Genomic DNA, 14626 nt, shown 5'->3' on the forward strand with positions numbered 1-14626 from the left:
AACCACCACATACCGATATGCGGACGAGGTCTTCCGCTTTCCTGACACCGTCGCCTAGATTGCCTGCGCGTTGCACAGATGATCAGTGAGGGGACGGAGCCGCGGTATGTCGAATGCGCCTGAAGTGAGACCACCGGTGGTGACACCGGCCCGCGTGGTCATCGCGCTCTGCCTCTTCGCGCCCTTCGTGGCGATGCTGTGGGTGGGATCGTACGCGAAGGTCGACCCCGCCTTCATCGGCATCCCGTTCTTCTACTGGTACCAGATGCTGTGGGTGCTGATCTCCACCGCGCTGACGATGATCGCGTACAAGCTGTGGCAGCGTGACCAGCGCGCCCGCTCCGCCAAGGGGGGTGCGTCGGAATGAAGGACGGCGTGAACGGCGTCGCACTCGCCGTCTTCATCTTCTTCTTCCTGGCCGTCACGGTCATGGGCTTCCTGGCCGCGCGCTGGCGCCGGGCCGCCGACGAACAGAGCCTCGACGAATGGGGCCTGGGCGGACGGTCGTTCGGCACCTGGGTCACCTGGTTCCTGCTCGGCGGCGACCTGTACACGGCGTACACCTTCGTCGCCGTACCGGCGGCGATCTACGCGGCGGGCGCGGCCGGCTTCTTCGCGGTGCCGTACACCATCCTGATCTACCCGCTGATCTTCACGTTCCTGCCCCGCCTCTGGTCGGTCTCGCACAAGCACGGGTACGTGACGACCTCGGACTTCGTACGCGGCCGCTTCGGCTCCAAGGGCCTGTCCCTCGCCGTGGCCGTCACCGGCATCCTCGCGACCATGCCGTACATCGCGCTCCAACTGGTCGGCATCCAGGCCGTCCTGGACGTGATGGGCGTCGGCGGCGGCGAGGACACCAACTGGTTCATCAAGGACCTGCCGCTGCTGATCGCCTTCGGCGTCCTCGCGGCCTACACCTACTCCTCGGGCCTGCGCGCCCCCGCGCTGATCGCGTTCGTGAAGGACACGCTGATCTACATCGTCATCGCGGTGGCGATCATCTACATCCCGATCAAGCTGGGCGGGTTCGACGAGATCTTCGCCAAGGCGGGCGAGGCGTACAGCCAGACCAACCCGGCGACGGGTGCGCCGCGCGGTGCGGTGGTGCCGGGCGAGGCGGGCCAGTGGACGTACGCCACGCTGGCGTTGGGCTCCGCGCTCGCACTCTTCATGTACCCGCACTCGATCACGGCGACGCTGTCCTCGAAGAGCCGTGAGGTCATCCGCCGCAACACCACCATCCTGCCCCTGTACTCGCTGATGCTGGGCCTGCTGGCACTGCTGGGCTTCATGGCGATCGCGGCCGGAATCAAGGTCAGCAACGGGCAGCTGGCGATCCCGCAGCTCTTCGAGACCATGTTCCCCGACTGGTTCGCGGGCGTGGCCTTCGCGGCGATCGGCATCGGCGCGCTGGTCCCGGCGGCGATCATGTCCATCGCGGCCGCGAACCTCTTCACCCGCAACATCTACAAGGACTTCATCAAGCCGGACGCCACACCGGCCCAGGAGACGAAGGTTTCCAAACTGGTCTCCCTCCTTGTGAAGGTCGGCGCGCTGGCCTTCGTCCTCACCATGGACAAGACGGTCGCCATCAACTTCCAGCTCCTCGGCGGCATCTGGATCCTGCAGACCTTCCCGGCCCTGGTCGGCGGCCTGTTCACCCGCTGGTTCCACCGCTGGGCCCTGCTCGCCGGCTGGGCGGTCGGCATGATCTACGGCACGGTCGCCGCGTACGGCGTCGCCTCGCCGACCCAGAAGCACTTCGGCGGCTCGTCCAAGGAGATCCCCGGCATCGGGGAGATCGGCTACATCGGCCTCACGGCGTTCGTCCTGAACGTGGTGGTGACGGTGGTCCTGACCTTCGTCCTGAAGGCCCTGAAGGCCCCCGAGGGCATCGACGAGACGTCCCCGCAGGACTACACGGCGGACGCGGGCGACCCGGGCGTGCAGGTGGAGCTGCCGCCGGCGACCGCGGGCGCCGCGCACTGAGCCGTACGTCAGCACGGGCCGCCGGAGAAATCCGGCGGCCCGTTGTCGTACCCCTGATGCACACTGCGGGCCATGGACCTCATGATCAGGCAGGCGACCCCCGACGACTACGAGCCCCTCGGCGACATCACCGCCGAGGCCTACCTCCAGGACGGCCTCCTCGACTTCGGCGAGAGCGACGAGTACCTCGGCGAGCTGAAGGACGTGGCCAAGCGGGCGTCCGCCGCGGACGTGCTGGTCGCCGTGGAGCGGGAGCGCGTCCTCGGCGGAGTCACCTTCGTGCCGTCGGGCGGTCCCATGGCCGACATCGCCCGCCCCGGAGAGGCCGAGATACGGATGCTCGCCGTCTCCCGGGCGGCCCGCGGCCGAGGCACCGGTGAAGCCCTCGTCCGCGCGTGCATCGACCGCGCCCGGTCCACCGAGGGCTGCACGGCCGTCGTGCTGTCGACGCAGCGGACCATGCACTCCGCCCACCGCATCTACGAACGCCTCGGCTTCGCGCGCACTCCCGGACGGGACTGGAACCCGATACCGGACCTGGACGACATCACTCTGCTCACCTATGAGTTGACGCTGTGAAACCGGCGCGACACAACATATGGTGGTGCTGTCCTCGCTCGGCACAAGATGTATGCTCATGCTCGCTGTCGTCGCAGGGGAATCCGGTGCGAATCCGGAACTGTCCCGCAACGGTGTACTCATGCGCGCATATGCGTGTATGGGCGTCAGTCCGAGGACCTGCCGACAGCGTGCCCGGCCATCAGGTCCGGGTGCCATGACGTCCGGGCCTCGTGGAGTGGGCCGGTGGGCGCGACGCCGTGTGCGCTCGTGTGCTGCCGTCTGCCCTCCGCAAGGCCCCCGTGCCGAGCGAGGGAGAGCCCCACGTGACCATCGCGCCAGCAGACCCGGCTTCAGCTTCAGCTCCAGTGACCCCGGTGGCCGACGACGGTCCCGGGACCGCGTTGCTGCGGACCCTGACCGAGCTGACCGCCGACCTCCCCGACGCCGACCCCGGCCGGGTCGCCGCCGCCGCGTTGCGCGGCCGGTCCGCGCGGGCCGACGGGACGGAACTGCGCGAGCTGGCCACCGAGGCGGCCGCCGGCCTCATCTCCGAGGACCCCGCCTACTCGCGGCTCGCCGCCCGCCTCCTGACCGTCAACATCCGCGCCGAGGCCGCCTCCCAGGGCGTCACGTCCTTCACGGAGTCGGTCGCGGTGGGCCACCGCGAGGGCCTCATCGCCGACCGTACGGCCGAGTTCGTCCGGGTCCACGCCGACCGCCTCGACGCGCTGGTCGACGTGCACGCCGACGACCGCTTCGGGTACTTCGGCCTGCGCACCCTGCACGGCCGCTATCTGCTCCGGCACCCGATCACCCGGCACGTGATCGAGACGCCCCAGCACTTCATGCTCCGGGTGGCGTGCGGTCTCGCCGAGGACGACACGGCCAGGGCTCTCGACGAGGTCGCCGCGCTCTACCGGCTCATGAGCCGCCTCGACTACCTCCCCTCCTCCCCCACCCTCTTCAACTCCGGCACCCGGCACCCCCAGATGTCGTCCTGCTACCTCCTCGACTCCCCGAAGGACGAGCTGGACTCCATCTACGACCGCTACCACCAGGTCGCCCGGCTCTCCAAGCACGCCGGCGGCATCGGCATCGCCTACTCCCGCATCCGCGCCCGCGGTTCGCTGATCCGCGGCACGAACGGGCACTCCAACGGCATCGTCCCGTTCCTGAAGACCCTCGACGCCTCGGTCGCCGCCGTGAACCAGGGCGGGCGGCGCAAGGGCGCGGCCGCGGTCTACCTGGAGACCTGGCACTCGGACATCGAGGAGTTCCTGGAGCTGCGCGACAACACCGGTGAGGACGCCCGCCGTACGCACAACCTGAACCTCGCGCACTGGGTCCCGGACGAGTTCATGCGCCGCGTGAACGCCGACGCGCAGTGGTCGCTGTTCTCCCCCGCCGACGTGCCGGAACTGGTCGACCTGTGGGGCGAGGAGTTCGACACCGCCTATCGCGAGGCCGAGGAGAAGGGCCTCGCGCGCAGGACCATCCCGGCCCGTGACCTCTACGGCCGCATGATGCGCACCCTCGCGCAGACCGGCAACGGCTGGATGACCTTCAAGGACGCCGCCAACCGCACCGCCAACCAGACCGCCGAGCCGGGCCACGTCGTCCACTCCTCCAACCTCTGCACGGAGATCCTGGAGGTCACGGACGACGGGGAGACGGCGGTCTGCAACCTGGGTTCGGTCAACCTCGGCGCGTTCGTGGTCGACAACGGCATCGACTGGGAGCGGCTGGACGAGACCGTCCGCACCGCCGTCACCTTCCTCGACCGCGTCGTCGACATCAACTTCTACCCGACCGAGCAGGCGGGCCGCTCCAACGCCAAGTGGCGCCCGGTCGGCCTCGGCGTCATGGGCCTCCAGGACGTCTTCTTCCAGCTGCGGCTGCCCTTCGACTCGCCGGAAGCCCGTCGGCTCTCCACGCGCATCGCCGAGCGCATCATGCTCGCCGCGTACGAGGCCTCCGCCGACCTCGCCGAGCGCAACGGCCCGCTGCCGGCCTGGGAGAAGACCCGTACGGCCCGGGGTGTTCTGCACCCCGACCACTACGACACCGAGCTGACCTGGCCGGAGCGCTGGGCGGCCCTGCGGGCACGCGTCGCCACCACCGGCATGCGCAACTCCCTGCTCCTCGCGATCGCGCCGACCGCCACCATCGCGTCGATCGCGGGCGTGTACGAGTGCATCGAGCCGCAGGTGTCCAACCTGTTCAAGCGCGAGACGCTGTCCGGCGAGTTCCTCCAGGTCAACTCGTACCTGGTGAAGGAACTCAAGGCCCTGGGCGTCTGGGACGCCCGCACCCGCGAGGCGCTGCGCGACGCGAACGGCTCGGTGCAGGGCTTCGCCTGGATCCCCGAGGACGTACGGGCGCTGTACCGCACGGCGTGGGAGATCCCGCAGCGCGGCCTGATCGACATGGCGGCGGCCCGGACGCCGTTCCTGGACCAGTCCCAGTCCCTGAACCTGTTCCTGGAGACGCCGACCATCGGCAAGCTCTCCTCGATGTACGCGTACGCCTGGAAGTCGGGCCTGAAGACGACGTACTACCTGCGCTCGCGCCCGGCGACCCGCATCGCCCGCGCGGCCCAGGCCGCTGTCCCCGTGCAGCAGCCGGCCCCCGATCCCGAGGCCGTCGCCTGCTCCCTGGAAAACCCCGAGTCCTGCGAGGCCTGCCAGTAATGAGCTCCACCGAAAAGAACCTTCTCGACCCGGGCTTCGAGCTGACCCTCCGCCCCATGCGCTACCCGGACTTCTACGAGCGCTACCGGGACGCCATCAAGAACACCTGGACCGTCGAGGAGGTCGACCTCCACTCGGACGTCGCCGACCTGGCGAAGCTGTCCCAGGGCGAGCAGCACATGATCGGCCGGCTGGTCGCGTTCTTCGCGACGGGCGACTCGATCGTCGCGAACAACCTCGTGCTGACCCTGTACAAGCACATCAACTCCCCCGAGGCGCGGCTGTACTTGAGCAGGCAGCTGTTCGAGGAAGCGGTCCACGTCCAGTTCTATCTGACCCTCCTCGACACCTACCTCCCCGACCCGGAGGACAGGGCGGCCGCCTTCGACGCCGTGGAGAACATCCCCTCCATCCGCGAGAAGGCCGAGTTCTGCTTCAGGTGGATCAACGAGGTCGAGAAGCTGGACCGCCTGGAGACCAAGGCCGACCGCCGCCGCTTCCTCCTCAACCTCATCTGCTTCGCCGCGTGCATCGAGGGCCTGTTCTTCTACGGCGCCTTCGCGTACGTCTACTGGTTCCGCAGCCGGGGTCTGCTGCACGGTCTGGCCACCGGGACCAACTGGGTGTTCCGGGACGAGACGATGCACATGAGCTTCGCCTTCGAGGTGGTCGACACCGTCCGCAAGGAGGAGCCGGAGCTGTTCGACGACGCGCTCGGGCAGCAGGTCGTCGACATGCTGAAGGAGGCCGTCGAGGCCGAGCTGCAGTTCGCGCGCGACCTGTGCGGTGACGGCCTCCCGGGCATGAACACCGACTCCATGCGGCAGTACCTGGAGTGCGTCGCCGACCAGCGCCTCACGCGCCTCGGCTTCGCCCCGGTGTACGGCTCGGAGAACCCCTTCTCCTTCATGGAGCTCCAGGGTGTTCAGGAGCTGACCAACTTCTTCGAGCGGCGGCCGTCGGCGTACCAGGTCGCGGTGGAGGGCACCGTGGACCTGGACGAGGACTTCTGACCCTCCGCGGCCTTCCGGGCCTCCTGGGCCTCCCTGATCTGACGGTCGACGCGCCTGTCGTGCACGATCCCGATCACTGACGGGAGGACCAGGAGGACGAGGATTCCGAGGACGGTGAGCATGGCGATCAGTCCTTCTGTCTGTGCGGTAGTCATGTCACTACTGTCGTCCCCCAGACTCCTTACCGACAGTGGCAGGACTGCCGTAGGCCCTCGATTTACTGCCACTTCCGAGGCACACTGGCAGCATGCTGACCAACGTGGCCGCCGTCCTGCTCGACGGCGTGCATCCCTTCGAACTGGGCGTCGTCTGCGAGGTCTTCGGCATCGACCGCCGCGACGAGGGCCTGCCCGCCTACGACTTCGCGGTCGTCTCGGCGGAAGGCCCCTCGCTGGGCACGCACGTCGGCGGCCTCACCGTCTCCACGCCGTACGGCCTCGACCGGCTGGAGGAGGCCGATCTGATCGCCGTACCGGCCGGGAGCGACTACGTCACGCGTGACTACCCGCCCGAGCTCCTGGAGTCCCTGGTCCGGGCCGTCGACCGCGGCGCCCGGGTGCTCAGCGTCTGCTCGGGCGTCTTCGTGCTCGGCGCCGCCGGGCTGCTGGACGGCCGGCGGTGCAGTGTGCACTGGCGGCAGGCGGAGGAGCTGGCCCGGCGCTATCCGCGGGCGATCATCGAGCCGGACGTGCTGTACGTCGACGAGGACCCGGTGATCACCTCGGCCGGCACCGCCGCCGGTATCGACGCCTGTCTGCACATCGTGCGCAAGGAGCAGGGGCCTGAGACCGCCAACAAGATCGCCCGGCGGATGGTCGTACCGCCGCACCGCGACGGCGGGCAGGCGCAGTACATCGAGCGGCCGCTGCCCCGGTCGCAGTGCGACACCGTCGGCGAGGTGCTGGTGTGGATGGAGCAGCACCTCGACGAGGAGGTCACCGTCGAGCAGCTCGCCGACCGTGCTCTCATGTCCCCGCGCACCTTCGCCCGTCGCTTCCAGCAGGAGACGGGTACGACTCCCTACCGCTGGATCCTGCGCCAACGCGTGCTGCTGGCCCAGCGGCTGCTGGAGGCGACGGACGAGACGGTGGACGCGATAGCCGGTCGAACAGGGTTCGGGAACGCGGCCGCGCTACGGCACCAGTTCGTCCGGTCGGTGGGCACCACGCCGAACGCCTACCGGCGCACGTTCCGGGGCCCCGAAGCGGCCTGACCTCTCACCGGAGGACCGGCTTCAGCAGCAGCCGCTGCGGACGCAGGGTGATCCCCACCCGGGTCGCGTCGTCGGAACCGGACACCTGCTCGAAGCGGTACTTCGTCGACAGCGCCGCCGTGATGAGCGTCAGCTGGGCCATCGAGAAGTGGTCGCTGGGGCACTTGCGGTTGCCCACGCTGAACGGGCTCATGGCGTATTTGGGCACGTCCTTGACCCGGTCCGGAAGCCAGCGGTCGGGGTCGAACGCCAGGTTGTCCGCATAGGACCGCCCGTCGCGCTGGATCGCGTACGGACTGTAGACGATGTCGGCACCGGCCGGAATGCGATACCCGCCGAGTTCGGTGTCCCGCACCGCCCGTCGCGTCAATATCCATACGGCGGGCCGCAAGCGCATGGCTTCGACGACGACATTGTTCGTGTGCCTGAGCGCACGGACGTCCTCGAATGCCACCGGGCGCCCGCCGGTGACGGATTCGACTTCCGCGCACACCCTGTCCGCGTGTTCCGGATGTTCCGCGAGGACCTGGAGCAGCCACATGATCGTGGACGCGACGGTTTCGCTGCCGGGTGTGAGGATGGCGACGACCTGGTCGTGGATCTCCTGTTCCCCGATGGGTTCGCCATTCTCGTCCTTCGCCTCCAGCAATGCCGTCAGCAAATCGTCCGGCTTTTGACCAGATTCCCTCCGCTCGGCGACGATCTCGTCGACGAGGAGATGCAAATCGGCCAGCGCACGGTTGAATTGGCGATTGGCTGGAAGCGGCAACCGGTAGAGCGGCCCGGCGGGAATCACCATCCGCCGGTACATGCCCCGGAAGACGGTGGCGAGGGCGACGCACAGCCGCTCGGCGCGCTCGTCCATGAAGTCGCCGCGCAGCAGACAGCGGGCCGCGATGCGCACAGCGATCCGGAAGGACTCCGAGGTGCAGTCGACGGTCTCGCCGGGCTTCCAGCGCTCGGTCAGCGCATGCGCCTCCTCCTCCATGATCGGTCCGTACGCGGGGATGGCGTCGAGCCGGAAGGCGGGCTGGATGGTGCGGCGCTGACGCCGGTGCGTGGGCCCGTTGGCGGTGGCCACGCCCTCCTTGCCGAGCAGTCCCTCCAGCGACTCCCACAGCGGGCCGGCGATGATGTAGTCGGTGCTCAGCGCCATGGCTCCGGTGAGGGCCGGGGCGGTGACGGCGTACACCGTCTTGGGGCCGAGCTTCAGGCGTACGACGTCGCCGTGGTCGCGCAGCCGGGCCATGAAGCTGAGCGGGTCGCGCACCAGCTTCCAGCCGTGGCCGAGGACGGGGACACCGCCGCCCGCCAGGGGCGGCTCGCGCAGTTCCCGGGCCTGAGGGGCCGCGGGCTTCACAGATTCGACGGTCATTTCTCACCTGCCGTTTCGTTGTTGACGTACGGGGGCGTGGACCGGTCGTCCCAGCTGTCGACCATGTACCGGCCGGACTCGTGGTGGAACCAGTAGACGGTGCTGAACCAGTTCCGCATGTTGCAGACACAGGCCCGCACGGCGGCGCTCAGTTCCTTTCCGAGTACCGTTCCGTCGGCGAGGTCGTCGGCGAAACATAAGGCGTCGCGTTCGGCGACGAGGAATTCCGAAACGCATTCCTCGACCCGTCGCCTGACTTCGGCGATCGCCTCTTCCAGAGTCAGCCCCTGGTGGGTGATGAGGCTGATTCCGAGATTGTGCACCTCGTCGCCCGCTATTTCCTTGGGGAGCGAACAGAGGTCGTTGTACCAGGCGGCGAATTCCTGGCTGAGCAGCGCCGCCCGCCGATATGCCGGGTGTTTCCGTACGCCGTCCGGGAGTTCGCAGCCGGCGCTCGGCTCCAGCAGATCGGTCCAGATCCAGTGCGCGAAGGTGAGCCGCCGCAGCGCGAGGTATTCCTCGACCGTGGGGACGACGCCTTCGGTGCGGTTGCGGAATTCCCGGTCGTAGGCCTCGATCACCTCGTGGAAGTGCCGGGCGAACCGGGCGTTCCAGGTCTGCGGCAGGAACGAGTACAGCCGCGTCACGCTGTCCGCGAATCCGGCGACCAGCGCGTCCTCGTGGTGCAGATGGTGGTGTGGGGAGTCGAGGGCCGCGTGCAGACGGAACCTGAGCCGCCGCCAGGCGGCCGGACGGCCGTGCACGATGTCACGGTCGTGGCGGTCGTCCCAGACGAAGAACCACGCGCTGTAGTCCGCTATCGCCTGGAGGACCTCGTCGGGGGCGTCGATGTAGTACCCCGCCATGAGGTCGGTGTAGCACAGGCCATCGGCATATTCCTCCACCTTGTCCGCCGGCATGAGCCGTTTTTCCAGTAGCCAGGTACGGGTCTTCTCCTGGAGCCTGGGCCAATACGGATGAAGTTGCCTGGGAAACGCTGCCTCGATCACCGGGAGAGACAGCGATGGTGGAACCGCGATCGCCGTCGGTGTCGATGTGGTGCTGTGTGGGAAAGCAGGCACGAACAAACCCCTTCCAGCCGCCAGTTGGCGCACACACCTCTCCCGTTGTGCCGGGCGTGCGCCCGTTGCGTATCCCCGCTCATCCCATTCAGCCCTACAACTGACCGTTCTGGGAACGGATTTGCTCCATTCACTACCCCACAGTGCTGAGATTCTCCCCTTGCGTGTCTGGATTTGGATCACTAAGAGAGCGCAAGCGATCGAATGTGCGAAGGACACACGAACGGCGCCTGGTCAGGGGGTGTTCCTGACCAGGCGCCGTACGTAAGTGAGTTGTGAGGCGGCAGAGTATTCAGTCGTTGGCGACCACGGGGTAGCGGGGCTCGTTCTCGGCCATCTGCCGCAGCGCGTCCTTGCGTTCGCGCTTGGAGAGCCGGTCGATGTAGAGGTACCCGTACAGGTGATCCGTCTCGTGCTGCAAACACCGAGCGAAGTAGCCGGTGCCGCGCAGCTTGACCGGGTTGCCCTTCTCGTCCTGCCCGGTCACCTCGGCGTAGTCCGGCCGGGCGAGCGGCGCGTACGCGGTGGGCACCGACAGACAGCCCTCGTTGCTGTCGTCCAGCCGGCGCTTGTCCGCGGGCAGGTCGACGAGCTTCGGGTTGCAGACGACACCGACGTGCCGCTTGCCCTCGTCGTCCATGCAGTCGTACACGAAGACCTTCAGGTCGACGCCGATCTGGTTGGCGGCCAGGCCCACGCCCTCGGCGGTGCGCTGCGAGGCGAACATGTCCGCGACCAGCTGGTCCAGCTCCGCGCCGAACTCGGTGACGTCCCTGCACTCCTTGTGCAGCACCGGGTTCCCGACCACCGTGATGGGCCGCGAGGTGCCGCGCTCACGCCAGGCGTTCTCGCGCTCCTCGGTGTCCTCGGTGTCGATGACGAAGCCCTCGTCGTCCACGGGGAGCACGCCCGCGTGCTGCTGATCGGTGTCCTGCTGCGCCATGACCGACGTATGCCTTCCTGCATGCCTTGGAATTCTGCGAGTACAGCCTAAAGGGGTCGGCGAGGCGGCACGGCCTCAGCAGACCTCTTCCAGGTCCCGCCAGTCACGAGAATCCGGGCTGTCCGCGACCCACCCGTCCAGCAGCCCCCGCACCAGCGAAGCCGGCGCAGCCACCCCGCACTCCCGCTCCGGCACCCACAGCTGCCCGTCCGTGACATGGCCGAGCGGCCCCGGATGTCCCGGCTCGCTGTGGTCGTGCGGGTCGAGATGCTCGCCGTCGCCCTCGTCGGACGGCATCCGGGACTCGGAGCACATCCGGCACAGCAGCCGTACGGACGAGGACCAGTCCTCCGCGGCGAAGCCGGCGTCGGCGGCCAGCTGTTCCAGGGCGTCCCGGTCGGCCTCGGTGGCGGCCTCCAGGAGAACCACCCAGGTGGGCACAGGTGAGGGCGCCCACAGCTCGATCTCGTCGAACACCGGGTAGGAGTGCCCGGCGGCGGTGGTCCGCTCCCCGTGGGGCACCCCGTCGTGCAGCACGACCTCGCCCCAGCGCCGCCCGGACGACGGCAGCGGAATGGACAGCACCTCGACCCGCGCGGGGTCCAGCCTGCGTCCCCACACCACCTCGGCCTCGCCCTCGGGGGACAGCCGTACGGCCGCGCTGCCGAGGTCCATGCCGACGGGCTCGCCGGAGGCGGTGGCCCCGCCCGGCACCCGCAGCCCGTAGGCCTGCCAGGAGCGCCGCGCCAGCGGCCAGTCCTGCAGGGCGGTGGCCGCGATGCCGACGTTCCACCAGTCAGGTGCGCCCGTCTCCCGGTCCAGCAGGGCCACGGCCCGCAGACCGGCCGCCCGGGCCTGCTCCCAGTCGTGCCGGAACTTGTGCAGGAGCGCGAGGTTGAACCAGGACTCGGACAGCCAGGGCTCCAGGTCGGCGGCGCGCGTCAGCAGCGCCCCCGCGTCCTCGTACCGACCGTCCCCGATCAGCGTGAACGCACGGTCGGTGGCCTGCCGCCAGGAGGCGGAGGGCCGGTGCCGTCCCTTGCCGAAGATCCTCACGATTCCCGCCTGCCAGTTCCGTTCAGTGGGCTGGCTGTGCCCCCGGACACCCTCTTATTCGCATCCAACCACGTACGGCTGGAAGGGCGCTCATTACCCATGGGTTACCCAGCCAGGGGGAGGGTCAGACAGTCCCGTGACAGGACACGGGCCAGCGCTTCGACGACCTCGGGCGCGTACTCGTCCGCGGTCGCCAGTCGCAGCTCCTCCAGCGCCGTCAGCGGCCCGCCGGGCCCCGCGTCCCGGGCCTTCTCCTCGTAGGCGTTCACGGCCCGCACCACCCGGGCGGCGACCGGCTGCTCCCGCCAGGGGTCGGCCTGCCGCTCCACGACCGTCGCCACCTGCGCGTTCACCCCGGTCTGCCGTACGACGGCCCCGCCCAGCAGCGCGATCCGGCGCTGCTCCTGCGCGGGCAGCCCGGCCGTGGCGCCCGCCGGCACCGGATCGACGAGGCTGAGCTGCCCGATGTCGTGCATCAGGGCCGCGTACTCCAGCACGGTCAGCTCCGGCTCGGTGAGCCCCAGGTCCCGCCCGACGGCCTGCCCGAGCGCCGCGACCCGGCGGGCGTGCCCGGCCGGGGTGTACCCGGCGATCTCGGTGGCCCGGGCGAGGGAGGCGATGGTCTGCCGGTAGGTGGCCCGGACGGCCGCGTACCGCCGGAAGGACATCTGGGTGAGCAGCAGGGGCAGCGAGAACACGGGCAGCGCCCACAGCCCCACCACGGCGACCGCGAGCGCCATCACGGCCCCCGTCGCACACACGGCGGACCCGATCCCCAGCAGCGCCCGCAGCTCGTCCCGCAGCAGCGGACCGAAGGGCCACCGGGTACGGGAGTGCGCGAGCGCGGCGGCGAGCACGGCGTCGCACAGCGCGGTGAGGGCGAGCAGCGCGAGCAGCAGCAGGGCGTGGGCGGGCCCGACCCAGCCGCTGACCGTGCCCTGGTTGTACAGCGGCTGGAAGCACACGGCCGCGAAGCCGACGGTCAGCACCCGCCGGGCGAGATGGTCGAGCGTTCCGCGCTGCCCCCGCGCGATGTGCGGCACGCTGCCGAGGAGGGCGGCGGCGAGGACGACGGTGACGACCTGTGCCACGCCGTGCTGGGTCGGCTCCCCCGCGTCCGGTCCCAGCAGGGCGTACGACAACGCCCCCGCGGCCCCGAGCGGCGCGGCCTCCCTGACCTGAGCCCCGGTCCACCGGGACAGCTCGCCGACGGTGACCAGCACCCCGAAGGCGAGGGCCGTACCCCGCTCGTCGAGGCCGGTCCAGAGGGTGGTGGCGAGACAGACGGCGGCGAGAAGGGCGGCACACGCGTGGACGAGGGTGAGGAGCAGAGGGGGCCGGCATCCGCTCATCGACGCGCTCCCGGCCTGCTGGGGGCCGAGGGGCGGGGGCGCGGCGGGCGGGCCTCGTCCGAGGTGACGGCCGGGCGCCAGCCGTGCCGCCTCAGGGCGCGGACGAGGGCCGTCACCATCCGGGGGTCGAACTGCGTCCCCGCACACCGCTCCAGTTCCTCCAGGGCTACCGGAACGGGCCGGGCCCTGCTGTAGCAGCGCGTCGAGGTCATCGCGTCGAAGGCGTCCGCCACCGCCACCACCCGGGCCGACTCCGGGATCTGGCCCCCGACCAGTCCGTACGGATAACCGCTCCCGTCCAGCCGCTCGTGATGGTGCAGCACCGCCGCCCGGGCCTCCCCGAGGAAGGAGATCCCGCGCACCATCTCGTGCCCGTACTCGGGGTGCAGTTCGATCACCCGCCGCTCCTCGGGAGTCAGCGGACCGTCCTTGCGCAGCAACCGGGTGGGAACCCCCAACTTCCCCACGTCGTGCAGGATCCCGGCGAACCGCAGTACCTCGACGCGCTCGTCGGGCATCCCCAGCTCGCGCGCGATCATCATCGACGCCTGCCCGACCCGCTCGCTGTGCCCGCGCGTGTACCCGTCCTTGATGTCGACGGCCTGCACGAGCGCCCGGATCGTCGCCTGATGGGCGGCCCGTTCCCGGTGGTACTGGGCGAACACCCACCAGGACACGCACATCGGCAGCAGCACGAGCAGCGCGGCGACGGGCCCGTACGGGCTGCGCCACAGCACGGCCATCATCAGCCCGGCGAGCCCGTGCACGACGACGGGCGCGAGCGACCGCAGGAACAGCCCCCGCCAGGCCCGCCGCACCGGCACCCTCCCCCGCTGCCCTAAAGGCGCGGGAGGTACCCCCACGGCGAACGCCAGGATTCCCCCGTCCAGGACGGTCAGCGCCAGGCAGAACGCCAGTACCGCGGCCCCGGCGGGCGCGAGGGCGTACGGGAAGTCGGAGGCGCCGACGGCGTCCCGGCCGTCCAGCGCCCCGTGCACCCGGGCGGCCACCCACACGCCGACGACGAGCTGGGCGGCCCGCCAGAGTCGGCGCAGCCATCGCGGCCGCTGCTCGACCCCGGACAGCAACGCCCCCGGCACCGCCACCAGTGCGGCGGCGGGCGGGGGCAGCAGGAAGGCGCCGGCGAGCAGCACGGGGTAGAACGTGCCGGTGAACCGCCACCGGGCGGCGACCCGCTCGCAGCCGGCGTACAGCGCGGCGAGCAGCAGGACCGCCCACCAGGGTGTCCGCACGGTGGGCAGGGGAAGCAGACAGCACAGGGCGCCGAGGACCACACAGGCCACGTACACACGCGCCCGTGCCGGAATCGCCTCCATACGCCCCTCCCC

General features: G+C 69.8%; 13 protein-coding genes and 1 riboswitch. Of the genes, 6 read left to right on the forward strand and 7 right to left on the reverse strand.

Annotated elements, in window-relative coordinates; genetic code table 11:
* Positions 1 to 106 precede the first annotated feature (106 nt).
* The 5 genes from OG252_RS18445 (at position 107) to OG252_RS18465 (ending at position 6256) form a co-directional block, all read left to right on the forward strand.
* The gene (locus OG252_RS18445; RefSeq protein WP_307677227.1) at positions 107 to 367 is read left to right on the forward strand and encodes a DUF3311 domain-containing protein; all 261 of its coding nucleotides are present in this window, start codon (positions 107 to 109) and stop codon (positions 365 to 367) included.
* Complete coding sequence (mctP, locus tag OG252_RS18450) at positions 364 to 1992, forward strand: monocarboxylate uptake permease MctP (protein ID WP_329337315.1); 1629 nt, start codon at positions 364 to 366, stop codon at positions 1990 to 1992. The genes OG252_RS18445 and mctP overlap by 4 nt, the downstream gene beginning before the upstream one ends.
* 72 nt (positions 1993 to 2064) lie before the next feature.
* The gene (locus OG252_RS18455; RefSeq protein WP_329337316.1) at positions 2065 to 2571 is read left to right on the forward strand and encodes a GNAT family N-acetyltransferase; all 507 of its coding nucleotides are present in this window, start codon (positions 2065 to 2067) and stop codon (positions 2569 to 2571) included.
* Between the two features lie 52 nt (positions 2572 to 2623).
* A riboswitch (cobalamin riboswitch) is annotated at positions 2624 to 2752 on the forward strand.
* 124 nt (positions 2753 to 2876) lie between these two features.
* The gene (locus OG252_RS18460; protein WP_329337318.1) at positions 2877 to 5243 is read left to right on the forward strand and encodes a ribonucleoside-diphosphate reductase subunit alpha; all 2367 of its coding nucleotides are present in this window, start codon (positions 2877 to 2879) and stop codon (positions 5241 to 5243) included.
* A complete protein-coding gene (locus OG252_RS18465) occupies positions 5243 to 6256 on the forward strand; it encodes a ribonucleotide-diphosphate reductase subunit beta (protein ID WP_266433968.1) in 1014 nt (337 codons plus the stop codon). The genes OG252_RS18460 and OG252_RS18465 overlap by 1 nt, the downstream gene beginning before the upstream one ends.
* Here OG252_RS18465 and OG252_RS18470 read toward each other — a convergent pair.
* Positions 6169 to 6411 (reverse strand): hypothetical protein, encoded by a 243-nt coding sequence (locus tag OG252_RS18470; protein WP_266433969.1) that lies wholly within the window; start codon positions 6409 to 6411, stop codon positions 6169 to 6171. The genes OG252_RS18465 and OG252_RS18470 overlap by 88 nt on opposite strands.
* A 92-nt stretch (positions 6412 to 6503) precedes the next feature.
* On the opposite strand from OG252_RS18470, the gene OG252_RS18475 reads away from it, so the two are divergent.
* Positions 6504 to 7469 (forward strand): helix-turn-helix domain-containing protein, encoded by a 966-nt coding sequence (locus tag OG252_RS18475; protein WP_266433970.1) that lies wholly within the window; start codon positions 6504 to 6506, stop codon positions 7467 to 7469.
* 4 nt (positions 7470 to 7473) lie between these two features.
* Here the strand turns inward: OG252_RS18475 and OG252_RS18480 are convergent, their stop codons facing one another.
* From OG252_RS18480 to OG252_RS18505, 6 genes are all read right to left on the reverse strand, one after another.
* Positions 7474 to 8844, reverse strand: a complete 1371-nt coding sequence (locus OG252_RS18480) for a bifunctional albaflavenone monooxygenase/terpene synthase (protein ID WP_329337322.1) — start codon at positions 8842 to 8844, stop codon at positions 7474 to 7476.
* Positions 8841 to 9926 carry an epi-isozizaene synthase gene (gene cyc1 / locus OG252_RS18485; RefSeq protein WP_329337324.1) on the reverse strand — a complete coding sequence of 362 codons (1086 nt, stop codon included), beginning with the start codon at positions 9924 to 9926 and terminating at the stop codon, positions 8841 to 8843. The genes OG252_RS18480 and cyc1 overlap by 4 nt, the downstream gene beginning before the upstream one ends.
* 292 nt (positions 9927 to 10218) lie before the next feature.
* Positions 10219 to 10869: a peptide deformylase gene (def, locus tag OG252_RS18490; RefSeq protein WP_266433977.1), complete on the reverse strand. Its 651-nt coding sequence runs from the start codon at positions 10867 to 10869 to the stop codon at positions 10219 to 10221.
* A 75-nt stretch (positions 10870 to 10944) separates the two neighbouring features.
* Positions 10945 to 11925 (reverse strand): tetratricopeptide repeat protein, encoded by a 981-nt coding sequence (locus tag OG252_RS18495; RefSeq protein WP_266433980.1) that lies wholly within the window; start codon positions 11923 to 11925, stop codon positions 10945 to 10947.
* Between the two features lie 104 nt (positions 11926 to 12029).
* Complete coding sequence (locus OG252_RS18500; RefSeq protein WP_329337328.1) at positions 12030 to 13277, reverse strand: HD-GYP domain-containing protein; 1248 nt, start codon at positions 13275 to 13277, stop codon at positions 12030 to 12032.
* A complete protein-coding gene (locus tag OG252_RS18505; protein ID WP_329337330.1) occupies positions 13274 to 14614 on the reverse strand; it encodes an HD-GYP domain-containing protein in 1341 nt (446 codons plus the stop codon). Before OG252_RS18505 ends, OG252_RS18500 begins: the two co-directional genes overlap by 4 nt.
* Positions 14615 to 14626: the final 12 nt, after the last annotated feature.

This window comes from Streptomyces sp. NBC_01352, from assembly GCF_036237295.1.
Lineage (GTDB): Bacteria > Actinomycetota > Actinomycetes > Streptomycetales > Streptomycetaceae > Streptomyces > Streptomyces plumbiresistens.

What these genes read in the sequence shown, in the direction of transcription:
- OG252_RS18505 (WP_329337330.1), bottom strand. Translation starts at nt 14,614, where the DNA reads ATGGAGGCGATTCCGGCACGGGCGCGTGTGTACGTGGCCTGTGTGGTC.
- OG252_RS18475 (WP_266433970.1), top strand. Translation starts at nt 6,504, where the DNA reads ATGCTGACCAACGTGGCCGCCGTCCTGCTCGACGGCGTGCATCCCTTC.
- OG252_RS18500 (WP_329337328.1), bottom strand. Translation starts at nt 13,277, where the DNA reads ATGAGCGGATGCCGGCCCCCTCTGCTCCTCACCCTCGTCCACGCGTGT.
- OG252_RS18480 (WP_329337322.1), bottom strand. Translation starts at nt 8,844, where the DNA reads ATGACCGTCGAATCTGTGAAGCCCGCGGCCCCTCAGGCCCGGGAACTG.
- def (WP_266433977.1), bottom strand. Translation starts at nt 10,869, where the DNA reads ATGGCGCAGCAGGACACCGATCAGCAGCACGCGGGCGTGCTCCCCGTG.
- OG252_RS18445 (WP_307677227.1), top strand. Translation starts at nt 107, where the DNA reads ATGTCGAATGCGCCTGAAGTGAGACCACCGGTGGTGACACCGGCCCGC.
- OG252_RS18465 (WP_266433968.1), top strand. Translation starts at nt 5,243, where the DNA reads ATGAGCTCCACCGAAAAGAACCTTCTCGACCCGGGCTTCGAGCTGACC.
- OG252_RS18470 (WP_266433969.1), bottom strand. Translation starts at nt 6,411, where the DNA reads ATGACTACCGCACAGACAGAAGGACTGATCGCCATGCTCACCGTCCTC.
- OG252_RS18455 (WP_329337316.1), top strand. Translation starts at nt 2,065, where the DNA reads ATGGACCTCATGATCAGGCAGGCGACCCCCGACGACTACGAGCCCCTC.
- mctP (WP_329337315.1), top strand. Translation starts at nt 364, where the DNA reads ATGAAGGACGGCGTGAACGGCGTCGCACTCGCCGTCTTCATCTTCTTC.